Raw genomic sequence first — 21,230 nt, forward strand, 5'->3', positions numbered from 1 at the left:
CGGCGCGGCTGCCTCAGCCGAGGAGCCGCGTGACCCAGTCGTCGCGGGCGGCGAGCATCGCCTGCGCGACGGCGGAGTGCGGCGCGAACATGTCGAAGCCGTGGAAGCCGCCGGCCCACACGTGCAGCTCGGCCTGCACTCCCGACGCCCAGAGCGTCGTCGCGTACGCCACATCCTCATCGCGGAACACCTCTGCGCTGCCGCAGTCGATGAACGCGGGCGGCAGACCAGAGAGATCCGTGGCCCGTGCGGGGGCGGCGTAGATCGACACGTCGTCGGTGCCCTTGCGATCTCCGAGCAGCGCCGTCCATCCGGTGATGTTCGACCCGCGATCCCACACGCCGATGCCGTCGATCTGGCGGGTGGAGACGCTCTCGTCGCGGTCGTCGAGCATCGGGTAGATGAGCAGCTGGCCGACGAGCGCCGGTCCTCGCCGATCCCGGGCGAGCAGAGCCGTGCCCGCGGCGAGACCTCCTCCCGCGCTCCCGCCGCCGATGAGCAGGCGACTCGTGTCGATGCCGAGCTCGTCGGCGCGCTCTGCGGTCCACTGCAGCGCCGCGTAGCAGTCCTCGACCGGGTACGGATCGGGGAACTCCGGTGCCAGCCGGTACTCCACCGTCACGATCACTCCGTTGAAGCGCTCGGCCCAGTCGAGGAAGCCGACGACGCCCAGCCACCTGTTGCCGATGATCATGCCGCCGCCGTGGGTGTGGAAGAAGCCCGGTCCCGTACCCGTGCGTCCGTCCTTCGCGATCACCGTCACGACGATGTCGTCGCCGTCGTGGCCGGGGATGGTCTCGTCGCGCCACACGAAGCCGCGCTCCGCGAGCACCTGTCTGATCTCGTCGTCGTTCCCCACGGGGGACTGCCGCATCAGCGGGATCATCTCCGCCGTGAGCGTGGGCGGCAGTTGATCGGCGACGAGCGCGAGCGCGGCCTCCAGCTCGGGGTCGAAGGGCGGTCGGGCGAGTGTGTCGGTCATCGGAACTCCTTTGTCCTCTGTGTCCATGGTCGCGTCGTGGCGGCCTTCGGCTCAGCATCCCTCCGCCCCTTCCGCCACGGAACCCGCCGGGTGCGGCCGATCGAGGGCGCGCGGACCGCCGGATGGCGGGGTCAGGACGAGAGCGCGAGTCCCGCGGCGAGCGCGAAGCCGAGCACGGTCGCGAGCCCGGTGGATTCCTTGGCCTTCGACTGCGCCTCGGGGACCATCGAGTCGACGAGCATGACCAGGAGCGCTCCCGCGGCGAAACCCCCGGCCGCGGAGCGGAAGGTCTCGTCGGTGACGCTCGCCAGCGCGAAGCCTGCCACGGTGGCCGCGGCGCAGACGACGGCGACACCACCCCACAGAGCGAGGACGCGCGATCGCTTCATGCCGCCCTCGAGCAGATCGGCGGCCGAGCCGATCGACTCCGGCAGGTTCGAGACGAGGATGGCGACAACGAGCGCGACGCTCACCGGTTCGCCCGACGCCAGACCGATGCCGAGCACGAGCTGCTCGGGGATGCCGTCGAGCAGCGCCCCCACGGCGAGCTGCCCGCCTCCCGCTCCGTCCTTCTTCTTCGCTGCCCTCGCGTCGAGGATGCGATCGGCGATGTAGTAGCTGAGCGCTCCGAGGGCGACGCCGATGACCAGCGGGATGGGACCCGCGATGTCGAGCCCCTCCTCCCAGAGCTCGAACGCGATCGACGCCATCAGCGCCCCAGCGCCGAAGCCCAGCACGATTCCCAGCCACCGGGGCGGCCACGCGCGCAGCAGCGCGAGCACCGCGCCGACGAACAACGGGGATGCCGCGACCACACCCCACAGCACTGCTTGACCCATGCCGACCACTCTCCCACCGCGGGGACCGGCACGTGCAGGGGGTTGAGCGCGATCCGTGGTCGGGAGTAAGTCCCGATCTCGGCGACAGCGACCGCGGAGCTCAGCGGATGCGGTGGATGTCGAGGTCTGTGCGCCCAGGCAGGAGGTCGGCGCGCAGTGCCCGCGTGCCCCGGTAGTCGCCGTCCTTCAGCCGTCGGAACGGACGGCTCGGCGCCTCGTCGGCGACGCTGTCCAGACGCGCGAGCAGCCGCGCGGTCTCGCGGTCGACGTCACTCGCCTCGAGTCCGTCGGCGTCGTGCACCACGTGCAGGTCCAGTGGCTCGATGCCGGTGTACCAGAGCGTGCCGTGTGTGAGCGGGAACAGCAGCTGGTCGATGTCGCCGCTGATGCCGCGACTGCCGATCGAGCGGTCGTCCTCGCCCGCGGTGACGATCACGAGCGCCCGCCGTCCCGTCAGCAGCCCGTCGCCGTAGCGGAGCGGCAGACCGGTCTCCGGGTCGTTCGGACCGTAGGCGAAACCGTTCGTGAGCACCCGGTCGAACCACCCCTTGAGGATCGCCGGAGGCCCGTACCACCAGAGCGGGAACTGCAGCACGACGAGGTCAGCCGCTCCGAGCTTGCGCTGCTCCTCGATCACGTCGTCGGGCAGGCGGCCCTCGGCGAACGCCTCGCCCATGAGGTCGACGACGTTGCCCGGCCGCCCGAGCGGGTCGCCGAAGTCGCGCGCCGCGAGCACGGGGTCGAACCCCTGCCGGTACAGGTCGCTGGTGACGACGTCATAGTCGCGGGAGAGCGCGTCGACTCCCTCACGGAAGAGGCGCGCGTTGAAGGAGTCCGGCTGCGGGTGGGCGTGGATCCAGTGGGCGATGGGGCGCGACGACATGGTGTCCTCTCGTGGGGTCGGTGTCAGTGGGCGTCGGCGGCGGTGCTCGCGGCTGTTCCCCGCCACAGCGGCAACACGGCGGCTGCCACGACGGCGACGGCCGCCACGACGAGCGCGACGGCGAATCCGCCGCCGCCGACGATGGTCGCGATCGTGCCGAGCACGGCGATTCCGAGTCCGCCGCCGAGGGAGAAGCTCACCTCCTGGATCGCTCCGACCTGGCCGGCGTCGTCCTCGGTCGTCACGTCGAACAGGGTCGTGGCGGCCAGGGTCGCGGCGACGCCGAACCCGGCGCCGACGAGCACGAGCGGGATCGCCACGACATCGGGGTCGAACGCCAGCCACGCGAGCCCGACGCCCTGCACGACGAGCGCGAGCACGGTCAGCGTCGGCGAGGTCAGCCACCGCAGGAACAGCGGGGCGACCACACCGCCCACGGCGATCGCGACCGCCTGCGGGAGGATCGCGATCCCCGCCTCGGCAGCCGTATGAGCGCGCAGATCCTGCAGGTGCAGGCTGACGAGCAGCACGGATGCCGCAGCCACACCGCTGCTCGCCACGATGCGCACGATCGCGGGACTGAAGCCCGGGACGGAGAACAGCCGCATGTCGATGAGCGGTTCGCGGAGCGCGCGCTGGCGCCGGATGAAGTACACGAGGGTCGCGATGGCGACGACGGCGGCGAGGGCAGCGGCGATCGGCGCCGCGAGCGCCTCGTGCAGGGCGAACACGAGCGCGCCGAGCGCGACGATCGACGACAGGATGCTGAGCACGTCCCACGACGCGGGCCGGGAACTGCGCGAATCGGGAACCAGCCAGATCGCGAGGATGCCGGCGACCACGGCGAGGGGCACGCTGCCGAGCAGCAGCCACCGCCATCCCGGGCCCTCGGTGACGATGCCGCCGAGCACGGGCCCGAGCGCGCTGCCGGTGCCGAAGGTCGCCGTCCAGAGCCCGTACGCCAGCACGCGCTGACGCGCCTGGTAATGCGCGCCGATGGTCGCGACGACACCCGCGACGACGAATGCCTCCGCGACGCCGAGCAGCGCGCGCACGACGATCAGCAGCAGTCCGTCCTGCGCGAGCCCGCCCACGAGGTTGAGCGCCGCGAAGCCGGCGAGGCCGAGCAGCACGATGCGCTTACGGCCGAAGGTGTCGCCGATGCGCGAGGCGAGGATGAGCGTCGCCGCGAGCGAGAGCGCATAGACGTCGACCAGCCACAGCGCACCGCTGTCGGACAGCGTCAGGTCGCCGCGGATCGCGGGAAGCGCGGTCGACACGCTGCTGATCGCGAGGGCGCCGATCAGGATGCCGAGGAGCAGCGGCACCATGGCCAACCACGGGTGCCGGGCAGGGCGCACAGGAGCGGAGACGACGGGGACGGGGAAGGTCACCACCCGAGTCTGGCGGAGGGGTACGATTCCGACAAGTACGGTCATCCAGGTCACATACTGACGTTTCGGATACCATGGCGGCGACGGAAGGCGGACCGATGAGGGAGAAGACCGAACGCATCGTGCGCGAGTGGGGCGACGCCTGCGACGCCGAGATCTCGATCGCCGTGCTCGGCGGAGCGTGGAAGCCCAGCATCCTCAGTCTCCTCGGCGAGCACGAGGTGCTCCGCTTCGGCGAGCTGAGCCGCCTGCTCGACGAGCCGACCGCCCGTGTGCTCACGCGCCAGCTGCGCGAGCTCGAAGACGACGGCCTCGTCACCCGCGAGGTGTACCGGCAGGTTCCGCCGAAGGTCGAGTACCGGCTGAGCGAGCTCGGCCGCGGATCGATGCCCCTCGTCGACGCGCTCACCGCCTGGGGCGGGCAGTACGCCGCGACGCAGCGGGCCGCGCTGGCCACGGCATCCTCCTGACCCCACGGGGACGCTCCTGTGACGGGCGGCGCGAAAACAGGCGACACGCCGCCGATAGACTGGAAGGCATGTCCAAGGTCCTCCAGTCACTGCCCGTCGGCGAGCGCGTCGGCATCGCCTTCTCCGGAGGACTCGACACCTCCGTCGCCGTCGCCTGGATGCGCGACAAGGGTGCCGTGCCGTACACCTACACCGGCGACCTGGGCCAGTACGACGAGGACGACATCGAGTCGATCCCCGGCCGTGCGCTCGAGTACGGCGCCGAGGCCTCGCGCCTGATCGACTGCAAGACCGCCCTGGTCGAGGAGGGCTTCGTCGCCCTCTCGTGCGGTGCGTTCCACATCCGCTCCGGCGGCAAGACGTACTTCAACACCACCCCCCTCGGTCGCGCGGTCACCGGCACGCTGCTGGTGCGCGCCATGAAGGAGGACGGCGTCGACATCTGGGGCGACGGCTCCACCTACAAGGGCAACGACATCGAGCGGTTCTACCGCTACGGCCTGCTCGCCAACCCGCGCCTGCGCATCTACAAGCCGTGGCTCGACGCCGACTTCGTCACCGAGCTCGGCGGCCGCAAGGAGATGAGCGACTGGCTCGTCGCCCACGACTTCCCCTACCGCGACTCCGCCGAGAAGGCGTACTCGACCGACGCGAACATCTGGGGTGCGACGCACGAGGCGAAGACCCTCGAGCACCTCGACGTGTCTCTCGAGACCGTCGACCCGATCATGGGCGTGAAGTTCTGGGACCCGTCGGTCGCCATCGACGCCGAAGACGTCACGGTCACGTTCGAGGGCGGTCGCCCCGTCGCGATCAACGGCATCGAGTTCACCGACCCGGTGGCCCTGGTGCAGGAGGCGAACACGATCGGCGGACGCCACGGCCTCGGCATGAGCGACCAGATCGAGAACCGCATCATCGAGGCGAAGTCGCGCGGCATCTACGAGGCCCCCGCGATGGCGCTGCTCTTCATCGCGTACGAGCGCCTCGTCAACGGCATCCTCAACGAGGACACGCTCGCCACCTACCACGAGCAGGGTCGCCGCCTCGGCCGCCTCATGTACGAGGGCCGGTGGCTGGAGCCGCAGTCGCTCATGCTGCGCGAGTCGATCCAGCGCTGGGTCGGATCGACGATCTCGGGCTCGGTGACGATCCGTCTGCGCCGCGGCGACGACTGGACGATCCTCGACACCGTCTCGCCGAACCTGTCGTACGGCCCCGAGAAGCTGTCGATGGAGCGCGTCGGCGACGCCGCCTTCGGCCCGGTGGACCGCATCGGACAGCTCACGATGCGCAACCTCGACATCGCCGACTCGCGCGCCCGCCTCGAGCAGTACGCGGGCCTCGGCCTCGTCGGCGGCGCCACGGGCGAGCTCGTCGGACGCGTCACCGCCGGCGAGTCCGCCGAGATCACCGGAGCGGTCGAAGACGTCGACGAGAAGTTCGCGGATGCCGTGGACACGGCCTCCGAGGGTGCCGCGTTCGACTCCGGCACCGACTGACGGTTCGGTCGACGAGGGGCGGATGCTGCGGCATCCGCCCCTCGTCTGCGTCTGCAGCCGTCTGCTGTGAGTTCTGATAGTTATGTTGCACATCAGTGTGCAACATAACTATCATGGAGGCATGACCACCCGTGCACCGCGCCGCGACTCGGTCGAGAACCGCGCCGGCATCCTCGACGCCGCTCGCGCGACCCTGGCGAACGACCCCCGTGCGTCGATCGATGTCATCGCCCGCAGCGCCGGCCTCTCGCGCCGCACCCTCTACGGCCACTTCGACGACCGTGACGCCCTGATCCGCGAGCTCATCTCGACCGGCGCGCAGCGCTTCAACGCGATCGCCGAGTCGGTGACCGACAGCGACCCGCGCCTCGCCCTCGCCCGGCTCGCGGCCCGGCTCTGGAGCGAGGCCTCGCACGTGCAGTTCGCCGCCGCGCTCGCCCTCGACGAGGCCCACGTCGAGCACACCGCCGAGGCGCTTGCCCCGCTGCGTCGCACGGTCGCCGCCCTCGTGCAGCGCGGGCAGGACGAAGGCAGCTTCCGCACCGACATCGCCGCCCCGACGCTCGCACGCCTCATCGAAGAGGTCGCCCGCACCGTCGTCTCACGCACCGATGCGAACAGCAGCGGGGCCGCGAACCTGGCCGTGCGCGCGCTTCTGAGCATCGCGGGACTCTCCTGGCGCGAAGCCGACGATCTTCTCGGCACGCACCCCGACATCATCGAGGCCGAGGAGGCCGACGCATGAGGATCACCCTGCACCAGGTCAGCAAAGGCCGCGGCGGCCAGGCGCTGCCGACGACCAGCCTCGAGTTCCACACCGGCGCCGTGCGGTTCGCCCTCGCCGAGACCGAGCAGCGTCCCACCGTGCTCGGCCTCATCGCCAGCGGCCGCATGCGCCCCGAGACAGGACGCGTGACCATCGACGGCGCGACGGACAACCGGATGCTGCGCCGCACCGTCGCACTCGTCGACGCCCCCGACGTCAGCGACCCCCACCCCGACATCGCCCTCGCCGGCGTCGTCGGCGAAGAGCTCATGTTCGCCGGACTCGGCGCCACGCCGCTGCACGCCCGCCGCTGGCTGAACCAGCTCGGCTACGGCGAGCTCGCGTCCGTGCCGATCGGCAACGTCGACCCGGCGGCGCGCGTCCGCATCCTGTGCGAACTGGCGGTGCTGCGCGACGGCACGCAGGCGATCGTGCTCGTGGCCCCCGACCGCCACGGCGGCAGCCCCGACGGCTGGTGGCGCATCGCCATGGAGTTCGCCGACCGCGGGTACGCCATGCTCGTGATCGTAGGCGGATCGGCGGCCGTCGCCCTGGAGCGGATGCAGGAGTTCGACGCCGTCAACGCCTCCGGCCCCATCGCACCGCTGACGCTCGACACGGATGCCGAGGAACCCGACGGGTCGGTGAGCGAGGACGGCGAAGCCGAGGACCCCCGCGGGTCGTTGAGCGAGGACGGCGAAGCCGAGGACCCCCGCGGGTCGTTGAGCGAGGACGGCGAAGCCGACCGAGACGAAACGCGCCACGACCCGCACGACGCCGAGCTCACGGCATCCGACACCGAGACCGAAGACGAGGAGGGCGCGCGATGAAGGTCCCCGCCATGATCGCCGCCGAGCTGCGGCGGCTCACCGCCAGCAAGATGGGCATCATCGCGCTCGTCGCGCTCGTGTGCGTGCCGATTCTCTACGGCGGCCTATACCTCTGGGCGAACCAGGATCCCTACGCGAAGTTCCCCGAGGTCCCTGTGGCCCTCGTGGTCGACGACGAGGGCGCGCCGGCTCCCACGAGCGACGCGACGGCGACGGCATCCGACACCGTCAACTACGGCGAGGATGTCGCGGACAACCTCATCGACGGCAATGCCTTCGACTGGCAGCGGATGACGGAGGACGAGGCCGCCGAGGCGCTGCGCACCGGGTCCGTCGATTTCACGGTCACGATCCCCGCCGACTTCTCAGCCGCGCTCACCTCGGCCGCCGGAGACGAGCCGCACCAGGCGCGCATCGATCTCGAGACGAACGACGCGAACAACTACCTCGCGTCCTCGATGGGCACTCAGGCTGTGGAGAAGATCCGCAGCTCCGTGGCCGAGATGGTGGGCAGCGAGGCCGCGGAGCGTCTGCTCACGGGCCTCAGCGAGGTGCGCGACAACCTGGTGACGGCGGTCGACGGCGCGACGCAGCTCGCCGACGGGGCGACGACCGCGGCATCCGGCAGCGCCACCCTCGCCGACGGCACCTCGCAGCTCGCGTCGGGCACCGCCCAGCTCGCCTCCGGCGCGAGCACCCTCGCGGCCGGAGCGCAGCAGGTGAGCGACGGCAACCGCCAGCTCGCGGATGTGGCCGACCGCGCCGGGTCCGTCGTGCAGCAGGCCACGAACGCTCTGCCGCAGGTGCGCAGCGACATCGCGACGCTGCTCGCCGACCAGGGCCTCGCACAGGACGAGATCGACCAGGTCCTCGCGACCCTCGACCCGCTCGCGACGCGACTGCAGGAGGGCAACACCACCGTGCAGACCGCCGTCGGCAAGGTCGATCAGCTCGCCGACGGCGCCGCAGCAGTGGCATCGGGCGCGTCGCAGCTCGCGAGCGGCGCGAGCACGGCCGCATCGGGGGCAGCGGCCGTGAACGACGGCGCCGTCCAATTGCGCGACGGCCTGTCCACCCTCTCCGACGGCGCCGCCCAGCTGCGCGACGGTCTCGCCGACGGTGTCGCGCGCATCCCGGCATCCACTCCCGAGCTTCGCGAGAAGCAGGCCGACACGATCGCCGACCCCGTGAAGGTGTCGAGCGACAAGGTCGCGTCGGCCGAAGACTACGGCGCGGGTCTCGCGCCCTTCTTCGCCGCGCTGTCGGGCTGGATCGGCATCTACGCGCTGTTCCTCATCGTCAAGCCGATCTCTCGTCGCGCGGTCACGGCCCTGCACTCGCCGATCCGGGTGACGCTCGCCGGCTGGCTCACCCCGGCGATGCTGGGCGCCGTGCAGATGCTCGGCCTCATGGGCATCCTCGCGATCACCCTCGGCTTCACGTTCGACAACCCGATCGGCACTCTCGGGGTGCTGATGGCGGCGTCGGCGACGTTCGCCGCGATCATCCTCGCGCTGAACGTGTGGCTCGGATCCGTCGGCCAGTTCATGGGCCTCGTGCTCATGGTCCTGCAGCTCGTGACGGCCGGCGGCACCTTCCCGTGGCAGACGCTGCCCGCGCCGCTCGCCGCTCTGCATCACGTTCTCCCCCTGGGGTACGTCGTCGACGCGATGCGCCAGCTCATGTACGGCGGCGATCTCTCCCGCGCCGGGTGGGATCTCGCGGTGCTCGGCATGTGGCTGGTCGGTGCGCTCGCTCTCGCGGCGATCGGCGTGACGAGGATGACGCACCGCCGGACGCTGCGCGACCTGCAGCCGAGCCTGATCGGCTGACATCGGAGACGTTTTCGAATCGCTTGACTTGCAACCGCGACCACCGCGGAGTTGCCAGTCAGGCGATTCGAAAGCGTCCAGTGCGGCTAGGATTCGAGAATGCGTCCATGGGACGCGCTCTGGGACTCTCTGGGACTGAGTCCCGTCGAGCCACCCGAGAGAGTTTTCGATGATGACAACTGATCAGGCTGCTGTCGTGGAGCCTGCGCGCCGCTCGTGGGGAGTGCGGCTGGGCAGGATCGCGTTCCTCGTGGTCGCGGCGATCGTCGTGATCGCCGTGGCCGCCGCGTTCTTCGTGACCTGGACCATCCAGCGCTCCTTCCCGCAGACCGAGGGCGAGCTGCGCCTCGATGGACTGCAGGCCGAGGTGACGGTGCAGCGCGATGCGAGCGGCGTGCCGACGATCACGGCCGATTCCTCGCACGACCTCTTCTTCGCGCAGGGCTTCGTGCACGCGCAGGACCGCTTCTTCGAGATGGACTTCCGCCGCCACGTCACGGCCGGCCGCGTCGCCGAGATGTTCGGCGAATCGCAGGCGGGCACCGACGCGTTCCTGCGCACCCTCGGGTGGCGCAAGGTCGCGGAGGAGGAGGTCGCGCAGATGGACGACGTCACGCTCGGCTACTACGAGTCGTACGCCGACGGCGTCAACGCGTACCTGTCCTCCCGCTCGGGGTCCGAGCTGTCGCTGGAGTATGCCGTCCTCGGCATACAGAACCCCGACTACGCCCCCGAGCCGTGGGAGCCCGCCGACTCCGTCGCGTGGTTGAAGGCGATGGCGTGGGATCTGCGGGGCAACATCGAGGACGAGACCGAGCGGGCGCTGCTCACCGCCCGGCTCGCCGACGGCGGTGAGGATGCCGCGCAGCTCGGCGCCACGCTCGACCAGCTCTACCCGCCGTACCCGTTCGACGAGAACCCCGTGATCGTCCCGACGATATCCACGGTCCCCGCCCTCGACACCGACGCCGAGCCCGCGGCGTTCTCGACCGCGCCCGCCGACCCCGAGCTGCAGCAGGCCGTCACGACGGTCGACTGGACCGAGGCATCCGACGTCATCGAAGCGGCGAGCCTGCTCGTCGGAGACGTGGGAGAGGGCATCGGCTCGAACTCCTGGGTGGTGTCGGGCGACCTCACCGAGAGCGGGATGCCGCTGCTCGCCAACGACCCCCACCTCGGCGCCTCGCTGCCCTCGGTCTGGTACCAGGTGCAGCTGCGGTGCGCGTCGGTCTCGGACGAGTGCCCGTTCGACGTCGGCGGATTCTCGTTCTCGGGACTCCCCGGCATCGTGATCGGCCACAACCAGCACGTGGCCTGGGGCTTCACCAACCTGACGACCGACGTCACGGACCTGTACGTCGAACGCATCGAGGGCGACCAGTACTGGCGCGACGGCGCTCTCGTGCCCCTCGAGGAGCGCACCGAGACGATCCGCGTCGCAGGCGGCGACGACATCGAGCTCACCATCCGCTCGACGGGACACGGCCCCCTCATCTCCGGACTCGTCGACGACTTCAGCTCCCTCGCCGACGACCCGGGGCCGGGTCTCGTGGCGGGCGGGGCGACGGCATCCGCTCCGGGCGGTGAAGACGCCGAGTACGCCGTGAGCCTCCGCTGGACGGCGCTCGACCCCGGAACCACCGGCACGGCGATCTTCGCCCTGTCGACGGCGCAGGACTTCGACGACTTCCGCGTCGCGGCATCCCTGTTCGACGTCCCGGCGCAGAACCTGATCTACGCCGACACCGAGGGGAACATCGGCTACCAGACGCCCGGCCGCCTCCCGATCCGCGGCGCGGGCGACGGATGGATGCCGCAGCCGGGGTGGGACAGCGCGTACGACTGGACGGGCTTCATCCCGTTCGACGAACTCCCCGTCTCGTACAACCCCGCCTCGGGCTACATCGTGACAGCGAACAACGCGATCGTCGCCGACGATTACCGCTACTTCCTCTCGCGCGACTGGGACTACGGCTACCGCGCCGCGCGCATCGCGTACCTCATCGAACGCCGCGCGGCGGCCGGACCGCTGACCGCCCAGGACATGCGCGACATCCAGATGGACAGCGAGATGTGGATCGGCAAGCGCCTCGCCAGCGCGCTCGACGACATCGAGGTGGACGGTGCGGGCACGGAGGATGCCGTCGACCTGCTCCGCGACTGGGACGCGCAGAACGAGGCGGACTCGGCAGCCGCCGCCTACGCGAACGTGCTCTGGTCGAACCTCGTGCAGAACCTCTTCGTCGAGCGCGACGAACCGCTGCCCGCCGACGGTCAGGGTCGGCTCTTCACCGTCGTCGGCGCGCTGCTGGACGACCCGGACGACCCGCTGTGGACCAACCCCGCGATCGACGTCGACGGACGGGACGAGATGCTCGCACTGTCGGCCGAGGAGGCCTACGCCGAGCTGTCGGGCCTGCAGGGCACCGACGTCACGGCCTGGAACTGGGGAACGCTGCACGCCATCACGCTCACGAGCGACACCCTCGGCTCGTCGGGCATCGCTCCGGTCGAGGCGCTCTTCAACCGCGGCCCCTATGCCGTGAGCGGCGGGGCGTCGGTCGTGAACGCCACGGGCTGGCAGCTGGGCGAGTCGTACGCCACCACGACGGTGCCGTCGATGCGCATGGTCGTCGACCTCTCGGACTTCGACGCATCGACGTGGATCCACCTCACGGGCGCATCGGGCCACGCGTTCGACGAGCACTACACCGACCAGACCGCCGACTGGGCCGCGGGAGTGCAGCGCCCCTGGGCCTTCTCGCCCGAGGCGGTGGATGCTGCGGCGCAGCGCACGCTCGTCCTGAGCCCTGCGGGGTGAGCGGCCCGGTCAGACGGATGCCGCGGCGCGGCGCGCGATGACCCAGATGCCGACCGCGGCGGCGAGGAAGATCGCGGCGAGCATCGCCCACCCCACCGGACCGTACGTGATGGCCGTCGCGTTGACGACGATCGGCGAGGCGAGCGCTCCGAGCGAGAACCCCATGCCGAACACGCCCTGATACGCCCCGGCTCGCACGGGGTCGGCGAGCTCGAAGCTCAGGCCCCACGCGCCGGCCTGCGACAGGATCTCGGCGAACGTGTGCGCCACCATCGCGACCACGAGCACGACGATCGCGACCCACGCGGGCAACCCGGCGGCGAGGGCGTAGACCAGGCAGGCCGCCACCATCAGCCACCCGGCGACCATCGTCACACGGCCGGCGACCCGCACGTCGTGGGTGCCGCGCGAGGCACGCACCTGGAACAGCACCACGAGCGCGGTGTTGACGACGAGCAGCACCGACACGACGACCTCCGGCGCCTCGGTGTAGCCGGTGATCCACAGCGGGATGCCGAACTCCGCGACGCCGAACTGCATGCCGAACACGGCCGACAGCACGGTCAGCAGCAGGTAGCGCGGGTCGCGCCAGGGCGAGCGGCGGTTCCAGTCGCGGCGCGACGCGGCCGCGGCATCCGTGTCGATGGAGCCTGTCTCCGTGCGCACGTCGTGGATCGCGGTGCGGCTCGGTGCATCGACCGCCGAGGTGAGCCGGAGTAGCGGCAGCGATCCGAGCGCGCAGAGCAGACCGCCGCTCGCGATGACGATGCGATAGGCCTCGGGGGTGCCGAGCGCGAGGGCGATCGCGCCGAGCCCCGATCCCGCGGCGATCGACAGATTGGTGACCGTGCGGAGCACCGCCCTCGCATGCACGCGGCGCTCGGGCGCGAAGCCGCGCGCGATGATCGCCGATCGTGCGGAGTGTCCCATCGAGTCGAGGAAGCCGCTCGCGCTGGCGAGCACGAGCGCCGACACGAAGTCGCCCGCGAAGGCGTAGGCGGCGAGCAGCAGCCCGCCCAGCGCCTCGAAGACGAAAGCGAGTCGGCGCGCACTCCACCGATCGGCCATCCACCCGCCGAGGAGCGAGCCGAGCACCCCGCAGCCGCTCGACACCGCGAGAACGACCGCTGCCTGGGCTGCGGAGAGGCCGATGATCTGCGTGAAGAACAGCACCGTGACCGCGAAGAACACCCCTCGACCGATGCGTGAGACGGCCGTGGCGGCGACGAGCGCCCGCAGCACCGGATCGCTCAGACTCGACGCGAGACGCGCGAAGAAGCGGTCGGGCTTCGCCGCGGGTCCGGCCTCCGGCACTGTCGTCGTCTCGGGGTCGGGGTCGCGCGAAGTCACCCTCCATCCTCACATGACGCTCGGACACCGCCCTGCACACCCGGTTTCGCCGAGCGGTGACCACTCGATTACCGTTGTCGAGTGGCATCCAGTTACCTCGCACCGAAGGGCACGCCCGTCACGCTGCTCGAGTTCGAGCACGGCGGCGCGACGCTGATCGCCGAGACGTTCGGCGAGGCCGGCCCGACCTTCCTGCTGCTGCACGGCATCGGCATGGGCCGCAGCGTCTATCTCGATGTGGTGCAGCGTCTGCGCGGGCATGTCATCGCCCTCGACCTGCCGGGGTTCGGCGAGGCCCCCGAGCCCGATCGCACGCTCACCATGGAACGCCACGCCGACCTCGTCGCCGCGTACCTCCGCCATGTCGGCGAGGGCCCCGTCGTGGTGATCGGCCATTCGATGGGAAGCCAGATCGCGGCGGAGCTCGCCGCTCGGCATCCCGACCTCGTCGAGGGCGTCGTGCTCGCCGGTCCGACCGTGAACAAGGCTGCCCGCAACATCGCCGCGCAGGCCCGCTATCTGCTCACCGACCTCATCGGAGAGCGCCCGCTCGTGATCTGGCGCGGTGCGCGCGAGTACCTCCGCGGTGGGCCCCACCTGTTCCGGAAGATGCGGGCCACGATCGTGCATGAACCTGAGAAGGCGTTCGCCCGCATCGACTGTCCCGTGCTCGTCCTGCGCGGAGAGAGCGATCCGCTCGCTCCCCTGAGCTGGTGCCGCGAGATCATCGACGAGATCCCCGGCGCCGACCTGCAGGTCATCCCCGACCACGGGCACGGCACGCTCATCAGCGACTCCGAACCGGCGGCCGAGCTCATTCAGGGGTTCGCCGACCGCCTCTGAGGTGCGCACCGTCTGCGGGCCCTTCGTCACCTTCTGCAGCCCCTGCCCATCGGCGAGGCCCTCGTCACCTTCTGCGGCCTCTGTCACCTTTTGCGGCCCCTGCCCGCCGACGAGGCCGCAGAACCTGACCGACGCCGCAGAAGTCGTCAGGCAGAGCGGCGTCAGCCCGCGGCGGGCGGCGTCCGCTTCGATTCGGCCAGTTCGTCGACGACGAGGCTCCGCTCGTCGGTGGTGCCGTTGCGGTACGCCTGGCGGCCGACCATGTGCGCCGACAGCGGGGCGGTCGCGAACTGCATGAGCACGATCGGCGCCACGAGCAGCAGACCGACGAGGATGCCGCCGACGGTGCCCATCGACACGGCGATCGAGAGGCAGATGAGCACCAGGCCCAGAACCTGCGGCTTGGTCGCCGCGTGCAGACGCGACGGCACGTCGCGGAACCGCAGCAGGCCGACCGCCGCCGAGAGGCACAGGATCGCGCCGAGCAGGATCAGCACGAGCACCGTCGTGTCGATGACGGCGTCGGGGAGGCGGAGTTCGAAGACGTTCACGGCGTCGTGTTGTCCCTTCTCGCGACGAACCGCGCGACCGCGATCGAGCCGAAGACCCCGATCGCCGCGATGATCAGCATGACGGGGATGGTGCGGGTGTGCCCGTTGATGGCCATCTCCGCGCCGAGCACGCACATGACCTCGGTGAGGAGCACGTCCGACGCGACGGCACGGTCGAGGATCGACGGGCCGCGCACGATCCGCACGATGGTGAGGATCGCCGCGACGCCGAACACGACCATGACGACCAGGAGCAGGATGTTCATCGCGCACCGCCCTTCGCCGCGCGCTCGTCGGCCTTGAGGGCACGGTACTGCGACGGCGCCCCGAGCGCACGCACGATGCGGCGCTCCCACCGCAGCACGCCCTCGCGCTGCTTCTCGACATCGTCCTGCGACCGCACGCCGATCACGTGCAGGTAGAGGATCTGCCGGTCGCGGTCCGCCTCGACGATCAGCGATCCGGGGATCAGCGACGACACCACCGAGACGTGGGTCATCATCAGGTCGTCGGCGTACTTCAGCGGCACGGCGATGATCGCCGCTCCCGGCTGACGGCGGAAGTCGAACACCTGCATCGTGACCGCGAGGCCGCCGCGGATCATCGCGAACAGGAACTGCACGACGAACAGGGCGCCGTACCAGAGGTTGATCCGCCCGGACAGCTCGACCGTCGGCAGCCGGAACACGCGGGTGACGAACACGGCGACGACGAGCCCGGAGAGGAACGCCAGCACCGTGAACTGGCTCCACAGCAGCATCCAGAGCACGACGAGCCACGCGAGGAACGGCAGCTGCACGCCGATGTCGCGCCAGATGTGACGGCCGGTCTCCTTGCTCATCCCTCCACCTCGTCTTCCAGCTGCACGAGGTTGACGGGCTCGAGGAGCCCGGCGCCGATGCGGTCGCAGAGCGCGTACAGGGGCCCGGCGAAGACGGTCAGCGCGACCGTGACACCGACCATGCCGGCGGTCGCGACGGTCATGATCTTCGGGATGCGGCGGCGCTCCTGCTGCTCGTCGGCGGCGGGTGCGTTGCCGAGGTACGAGATGCGTCCCTCGGTCTCGGTGGAGTCCTCCTCCTCGCGCCAGAAGGCGAGGTTCCACGCGCGCATGAGGGCGTACAGGGTGAGGAGCGAGGTCACGATGCCGCCCACGATGAGGACGATCATGAGCGGGGTCCCGACCGAGGCGGCCGCCTCGAACAGCGCGAACTTGCCGATGAACCCGGAGAAGGGCGGGAGTCCGCCGAGGTTGATGGCCGGGATGAAGTAGAGCACGGCGATCACCGGCGCGACCTTGAGCAGGCCTTTCACGCGCAGGATCGACGTGCTCCCCGCGCGACGCTCGATGAGGCCCACCGCGAGGAACAGCGTCGTCTGCACGACGATGTGGTGGACGATGTAATACACCGTCGCCCCGATCGCCGCGGGCGTCGCGATCGCGAGACCGAAGATCATGTAGCCGACGTGGCTGACGAGCGTGAACGAGAGGATCCGTTTGAGCTCGGCCTGCGCCACCGCGCCGAGCACGCCGACGATCATGGTCGCCAGCGCGATGATGAGCAGCAGCGTGTCGATGCTGTTGTCGGCGAAGAGCTGGGTCTCGGTGCGGATCAGCGCGTAGACGCCGACCTTGGTGAGTAGGCCCGCGAAGACGGCGGTGACGGGCGCAGGCGCCGTCGGGTACGAGTCAGGCAGCCAGAACGACACCGGGAAGATGGCCGCCTTGATGCCGAACGCCACGACGAGCATGAGGTGCAGCACCAGCTGCGTCTCCTGCGGCAGCTCGGTCATCCGCTCGGCGATCTGCGCCATGTTCACCGTGCCGAGCGCGCCGTAGATCATCGCGATCGACGCGAGGAACAGGATCGACGACACGAGCGAGACGACGATGTACACGGCACCCGTGCGGATGCGCGACTCGGTGCTGCCCAGGGTGATGAGCACGTACGACGCGACGAGCAGGATCTCGAAGCCGACGTAGAGGTTGAACAGGTCGCCCGCGATGAAGGCGTTGAAGATGCCGGCGGCGAGGATCAGGTACGAGGGGTTGAAGATCGAGATCGGCGTCTCGTCCGTCCCGTCGGCGGCGCCCTGACCGATCGAGAAGAGGAGGACCGCGAGCAGCACGATGCTCGAGATGAGCACGAGCAGAGCGGCGAGCCGGTCGACGTACAGCACGATGCCGAACGGGACCGGCCAACCGCCCACCGAGACGGCGAGCGGGGTCCCCGCATCCACCACCACGAGCAGGACGGCGGCGATCACCGAGACGATGGCGAGCGTCGCGACCGTGACGAACACCTGCAGACGCGCGTTGCGGCCGAACACGAGCGTGACCGCGGCGCCCAGCAGCGGCAGGGCGACGAGCAGGGGGACGAGTGCGCTCATCGGCGGTCCTCCCCGTCTTCTCGGTGCTCGGGTGCGTTGTCGTCGGAAGCGGTGTCGGATGCCGTGTCGCGCGCCGCATCCGCGGCATCCGTCTCGTGGGCGTCGGACGCGTGGGTGTCGGCGTCGGTGCGGAAGTCCGACGAGCCGTCGGCGTCGTCGGGGGGCGCGGATTCATCGGTCATGACGGATGCCGCGGCATCCGCGTCATGCGCTGCGTCCGCGTCTGCGTCTGCGTCTGCGTCTGCGTCCTGAGCGTCGGCGCGGCCGTCGGCATCGCGGTCCTCCGGCGACCACGAGCTCGGCCGGTCGACCGGGGCGTCGTCGTGGATCGCCGCGTTGTCGCGCATGTGCAGCACGGTGATCGGCGAGGTCTGCACACCGACGAAGTCGGTGGTTGCGTCGTCGTCGTCGGTCTCGGACTCGTCGTCCATGAGGTCTTCGTCGGCGTCCGTGCGCTCGCGGAGCGCGATGTCGGCCTCGTCGTCCTCGACCGTGTCTGCCTGTCCGAGCTGCCACGAGCGGTAGATGAGGGCGAGAAGGAACGCCGAGACGGCGAACGTGATGACGATCGCGGTGAGGGTGAGCGCCTGCGGGAGCGGGTCGCTCACGTCGCCGTCGGCGTCGTAGAACGGCGCACGTCCGGGGACGCCCATGACGATCAGGAGCAGCAGGTTGGTGGCGTTGCCCAGCAGCAGAAAGCCGATGAGCACGCGGGTGAGGCTGCGCTCGAGCATCGCGTACACGCCGCACGCGAAGAGCACGGCCATGATGGCGATGAGGGTGACGGAGACGTCCATCAGATCGTCACCCCCCGCTCGCGCAGCTCCTGCGTCTGCCGGTCGACCTCGGCACCGAGGCTGCGCAGCACGTCGAGCACGAGTCCGATGACGACGAGGTACACGCCCACGTCGAAGATCGTCGACGTGACGAACTCCATGTGGCCGATGCCGGGGATCTCCCACTCCCAGAACGTGCTGGTGAGCGGCGCCTGGCCGAAGAAGAGGGGGACGACGGCCGCGCCGACCGCGAGGATGAGACCGGCGCCGAGCAGGCGCCCGGCATCCGTCGGGGCGGCCGCGCCGAGCTCCCAGCGCCCGCCGGCGATGTAGCGCATGACGAGGGCCATGCCGGCGACGAGGCCGCCGGCGAAGCCGCCGCCCGGCAGATTGTGCCCCGCGAACAGCAGGAAGATCGACACCACGATGATCGTGTGGAACAGGATGCGGACGACCACTTCGAGGAGGATCGACCTGTTCTCCGGCTTCATCTTCTGCCCGCCGACGAGCCAGGCCCGGGGGCTGCTCTCGTTCTCGGAGGTCTGGAAGCGGATGCCGTCGGTCGTCTCGACCAGCGGCCGGCTGAGCGTGCGGCGGCGCTTGGCCTTGGGGAGCGTCTTGGTCGAGGCGAGCATGTCGGCCCGGTGCGTGACGAACACGAGGGAGGCGACGCCGGTCGCGGCGAGCACGAGCACCGAGAGCTCGCCCATCGTGTCCCAGCCGCGGAGGTCGACGAGAGCGACGTTGACGACGTTCTTGCCGTGCCCGATCTCGTACGCGAGCTTCGGGAACATCTCGGAGATGGGCTCGGCGACCCGCGACTGCGTCGCCACGATCGCGACCCAGGCCATGGTGAGACCGGCGCCGATCGCGAGGAGCGCCCGCGGGATGCGACCGACCGAGGCGTTGTGCTCGCCGAGACGCGCGGGCAGCCGGCGCAGCACGAGAGCGAACGTCACGAGCGTGACGGTCTCGACGAGGATCTGCGTGAGCGCGAGGTCGGGGGCGCCGCTCGTCGCGAAGAGCACGACCATACCGAGCCCGGTGACCGACACGAGCACGACGCCCGTGTAGCGCTTGCGCGCCCGCACGGCGATCACACCGGCGACGGCCATGAGCGGGGCGACGACGATCTGCACGGGCGTGTGCCAGGCGGAGAGCTGGAACCGGTCGACGTCGCTCGCGAGCAGCGCGGTGATCTCGGCGGCCACGAACACCACGAAGATCGTGCCGACGTACACGGGCAGCGAACCGCGCTGGGTGAGGGTCGTGCTGAGCACGGACAGACGGTCGACGCCGCGCACCACGAGGTAGTACGCGTCGGCCGCGGTGAACGGCAGCAGACGGGACCTGCGATCCCAGCCGGAGCGCACCGTGAGGAGGAAGAGCGCCGCGCCGAGCAGCACCGTGAGGATCGAGATGCCGAGCGCCGGCTCCAGCCCGTGCCAGAGCGCGAGGTGCCCCGGCCCCTCGACCGCGTCGCCGGCGTGGTCGAGACCGGGGGTCGCGGTGAGCGCGTACCCCTGGAGGGCCTTGTCGAGCGCCGGGGCGCCGATGCCCGCGGCCAGGGTGACCCCGGCAAGGATGATCGGCGCCGACAGGAAACCGACCGGCGGGTCGGGCCAGGAGGTGTCGGGGATGCGGTCGCCCATCGCGTCGCGCTTGCTCCAGAACGCCCCCCATAGGAAGCGGATGCCGTATGCCGCCGTCAGCATGGAACCGAGGCTCACGCCGATGACGGCGACGAGACCCCAGGGGGACCCGCCGATCGCGTCGTCGAGCAGGGCCGTGAGCGTCGATTCCTTCGCGACGAATCCGATGGTCGGGGCGATGCCTGCCATCGAGGCGACCGAGATGAAGGCCGCGGTCGCCATGACCGGCGCCTGGCGGCCCACACCGCTGAGCTCGGTGATGTCACGGGTCGAGAGCTGCCGGTCGATGACGCCGACGATGAGGAACAGCGCCGACTTGAACAGCGCGTGACCGATGACCAGGGCGAGGCCCGCGAGTGCGCTGGCCTGCGTGCCGTAGCCCACGACGACGGCGAAGAAACCGAGCTGGCTCACGGTGCCGAAGGCGAGGATGCGCTTGAGGTCGGTCTCGCGCAGCGCCTGGAATCCCCCGAGCAGCATGGTGACGATGCCGAGGGAGATGATGATCGGTCGCCACGGACCGCTGAACGCGAAGATCGGCGCGAACCGCGCGATCAGGTAGATGCCGGCCTTCACCATGGCGGCCGCGTGCAGGTAGGCGCTCACGGGAGTCGGCGCCGCCATCGCACCGGGCAGCCAGAAGTGGAACGGGAAGATCGCCGACTTGCTGATCGCGCCGACGAGGAGCATCACGATCGCGGCATCCACCATCGGACCCGTCGGCGCGAGCTCGAGGATCTCGCGGATGCTGCCGGTGCCCGCGTCGACGACGAGGAGCACGACGCCGATGAACATCACGAGCCCGCCGAGCGTCGTGACGAGCAGCGCCTGCAGCGCTGCACGGCGGCTGGCCGCACGGCGGCGATAGTGGCCGATGAGCAGATACGACAGGATGCTCGTGACTTCCCAGAACATGACGAGCATCACGAGGTCGTCGGTGAGCACGAGGCCGTACATGGCGCCGGCGAAGGCGAGCAGCACCGCCGAGAACTGTCCGATGCCCGCGGAGTCGTCGTGGAAGTACCACCGGCAGTACAGGAGCACGAGGGCGCCGACGCCGGTGACGATGAGGGTCAGCACCCAGCCCAGCACGTCCATGTGCATGGAGAGGTCGAGCCCGAGCTGCGGGATCCACGGCACCGACACGAACGGTGCCGGACCGTCGAGCACCTGCGGGGTGAGCACGAGCGCATGGACGAATGCCGCTGCGGGAATGAGTGCGGCGACCGCGAAGGCCTGAGCCCCCAGCCAGCGCACCAGAACGGGCATCAGAAGCGACCCGAGGAGGAACACAGCGAGGAGCATCAGCATAAGCGGCTCCTCAAAGCTCGTCGGCCGAGATCGGCGC

Annotated in this window: 17 protein-coding genes and 1 pseudogene; 7 read left to right on the plus strand and 11 right to left on the minus strand. The window is 70.2% G+C overall.

Annotation, left to right across the window (positions count from 1 at the left end):
- Positions 1–13: 13 nt before the first annotated feature.
- The 4 genes from MRBLWO14_RS08665 to MRBLWO14_RS08680 all read right to left on the minus strand — a co-directional run bounded on the left by MRBLWO14_RS08665 (position 14) and on the right by MRBLWO14_RS08680 (position 4,098).
- A complete protein-coding gene (locus MRBLWO14_RS08665; protein WP_341936051.1) occupies positions 14–982 on the minus strand; it encodes an alpha/beta hydrolase in 969 nt (322 codons plus the stop codon).
- Between the two features lie 131 nt (positions 983–1,113).
- The gene (locus MRBLWO14_RS08670; RefSeq protein ID WP_341936052.1) at positions 1,114–1,821 is read right to left on the minus strand and encodes a hypothetical protein; all 708 of its coding nucleotides are present in this window, start codon (positions 1,819–1,821) and stop codon (positions 1,114–1,116) included.
- A gap of 100 nt (positions 1,822–1,921) precedes the next feature.
- Positions 1,922–2,704, minus strand: a complete 783-nt coding sequence (locus MRBLWO14_RS08675; RefSeq protein WP_341936053.1) for an NAD(P)H-dependent oxidoreductase — start codon at positions 2,702–2,704, stop codon at positions 1,922–1,924.
- A gap of 23 nt (positions 2,705–2,727) precedes the next feature.
- Positions 2,728–4,098: an MFS transporter gene (locus MRBLWO14_RS08680; RefSeq protein ID WP_341936054.1), complete on the minus strand. Its 1,371-nt coding sequence runs from the start codon at positions 4,096–4,098 to the stop codon at positions 2,728–2,730.
- 98 nt (positions 4,099–4,196) lie between these two features.
- Between MRBLWO14_RS08680 and MRBLWO14_RS08685 the strand changes: the two genes are divergently transcribed.
- The 6 genes from MRBLWO14_RS08685 (at position 4,197) to MRBLWO14_RS08710 (ending at position 12,319) form a co-directional block, all read left to right on the plus strand.
- A complete protein-coding gene (locus MRBLWO14_RS08685; RefSeq protein ID WP_341936055.1) occupies positions 4,197–4,568 on the plus strand; it encodes a helix-turn-helix domain-containing protein in 372 nt (123 codons plus the stop codon).
- Positions 4,569–4,636: 68 nt separating this feature from the next.
- Positions 4,637–6,070 (plus strand): argininosuccinate synthase, encoded by a 1,434-nt coding sequence (gene argG, locus MRBLWO14_RS08690; RefSeq protein ID WP_341936056.1) that lies wholly within the window; start codon positions 4,637–4,639, stop codon positions 6,068–6,070.
- Positions 6,071–6,191: 121 nt separating this feature from the next.
- Positions 6,192–6,815 (plus strand): TetR/AcrR family transcriptional regulator, encoded by a 624-nt coding sequence (locus MRBLWO14_RS08695; RefSeq protein WP_341936057.1) that lies wholly within the window; start codon positions 6,192–6,194, stop codon positions 6,813–6,815.
- On the plus strand, positions 6,812–7,666 hold the full coding sequence (locus tag MRBLWO14_RS08700) for a hypothetical protein (RefSeq protein ID WP_341936058.1): 855 nt from the start codon (positions 6,812–6,814) through the stop codon (positions 7,664–7,666). The genes MRBLWO14_RS08695 and MRBLWO14_RS08700 overlap by 4 nt, the downstream gene beginning before the upstream one ends.
- Positions 7,663–9,498, plus strand: a complete 1,836-nt coding sequence (locus tag MRBLWO14_RS08705) for a YhgE/Pip family protein (protein WP_341936059.1) — start codon at positions 7,663–7,665, stop codon at positions 9,496–9,498. The genes MRBLWO14_RS08700 and MRBLWO14_RS08705 overlap by 4 nt, the downstream gene beginning before the upstream one ends.
- A gap of 172 nt (positions 9,499–9,670) precedes the next feature.
- Positions 9,671–12,319: a penicillin acylase family protein gene (locus tag MRBLWO14_RS08710; protein ID WP_341936060.1), complete on the plus strand. Its 2,649-nt coding sequence runs from the start codon at positions 9,671–9,673 to the stop codon at positions 12,317–12,319.
- Between the two features lie 9 nt (positions 12,320–12,328).
- Here MRBLWO14_RS08710 and MRBLWO14_RS08715 read toward each other — a convergent pair whose 3' ends face one another.
- Positions 12,329–13,669, minus strand: a complete 1,341-nt coding sequence (locus tag MRBLWO14_RS08715) for an MFS transporter (protein ID WP_341936061.1) — start codon at positions 13,667–13,669, stop codon at positions 12,329–12,331.
- An 81-nt stretch (positions 13,670–13,750) separates the two neighbouring features.
- Here MRBLWO14_RS08715 and MRBLWO14_RS08720 point away from each other — a divergent pair, with 81 nt between their 5' ends.
- The gene (locus tag MRBLWO14_RS08720) at positions 13,751–14,512 is read left to right on the plus strand and encodes an alpha/beta hydrolase (RefSeq protein ID WP_341936062.1); all 762 of its coding nucleotides are present in this window, start codon (positions 13,751–13,753) and stop codon (positions 14,510–14,512) included.
- Between the two features lie 161 nt (positions 14,513–14,673).
- On the opposite strand, the gene mnhG is transcribed toward MRBLWO14_RS08720, so the two are convergent.
- From mnhG to MRBLWO14_RS08750, 6 genes and pseudogenes are all read right to left on the minus strand, one after another.
- On the minus strand, positions 14,674–15,063 hold the full coding sequence (gene mnhG / locus MRBLWO14_RS08725; protein ID WP_341936063.1) for a monovalent cation/H(+) antiporter subunit G: 390 nt from the start codon (positions 15,061–15,063) through the stop codon (positions 14,674–14,676).
- The gene (locus tag MRBLWO14_RS08730; RefSeq protein ID WP_341936064.1) at positions 15,060–15,329 is read right to left on the minus strand and encodes a monovalent cation/H+ antiporter complex subunit F; all 270 of its coding nucleotides are present in this window, start codon (positions 15,327–15,329) and stop codon (positions 15,060–15,062) included. Before MRBLWO14_RS08730 ends, mnhG begins: the two co-directional genes overlap by 4 nt.
- Entirely contained in the window at positions 15,326–15,904 is a 579-nt protein-coding gene (locus tag MRBLWO14_RS08735) for a Na+/H+ antiporter subunit E (RefSeq protein WP_341936065.1), read from the minus strand. Before MRBLWO14_RS08735 ends, MRBLWO14_RS08730 begins: the two co-directional genes overlap by 4 nt.
- Positions 15,901–17,454 (minus strand): Na+/H+ antiporter subunit D, encoded by a 1,554-nt coding sequence (locus tag MRBLWO14_RS08740; protein ID WP_341936066.1) that lies wholly within the window; start codon positions 17,452–17,454, stop codon positions 15,901–15,903. The genes MRBLWO14_RS08735 and MRBLWO14_RS08740 overlap by 4 nt, the downstream gene beginning before the upstream one ends.
- A gap of 299 nt (positions 17,455–17,753) precedes the next feature.
- Positions 17,754–18,251 (minus strand): annotated as a pseudogene (locus MRBLWO14_RS08745) (Na(+)/H(+) antiporter subunit C); the annotation flags it as partial.
- Positions 18,251–21,193 carry a Na+/H+ antiporter subunit A gene (locus tag MRBLWO14_RS08750; RefSeq protein ID WP_341936067.1) on the minus strand — a complete coding sequence of 981 codons (2,943 nt, stop codon included), beginning with the start codon at positions 21,191–21,193 and terminating at the stop codon, positions 18,251–18,253. The gene MRBLWO14_RS08750 and the pseudogene MRBLWO14_RS08745, both read right to left, overlap by 1 nt.
- Positions 21,194–21,230: the final 37 nt, after the last annotated feature.

The organism is Microbacterium sp. LWO14-1.2 (assembly GCF_038397715.1).
In the GTDB taxonomy this organism is placed as follows: domain Bacteria; phylum Actinomycetota; class Actinomycetes; order Actinomycetales; family Microbacteriaceae; genus Microbacterium.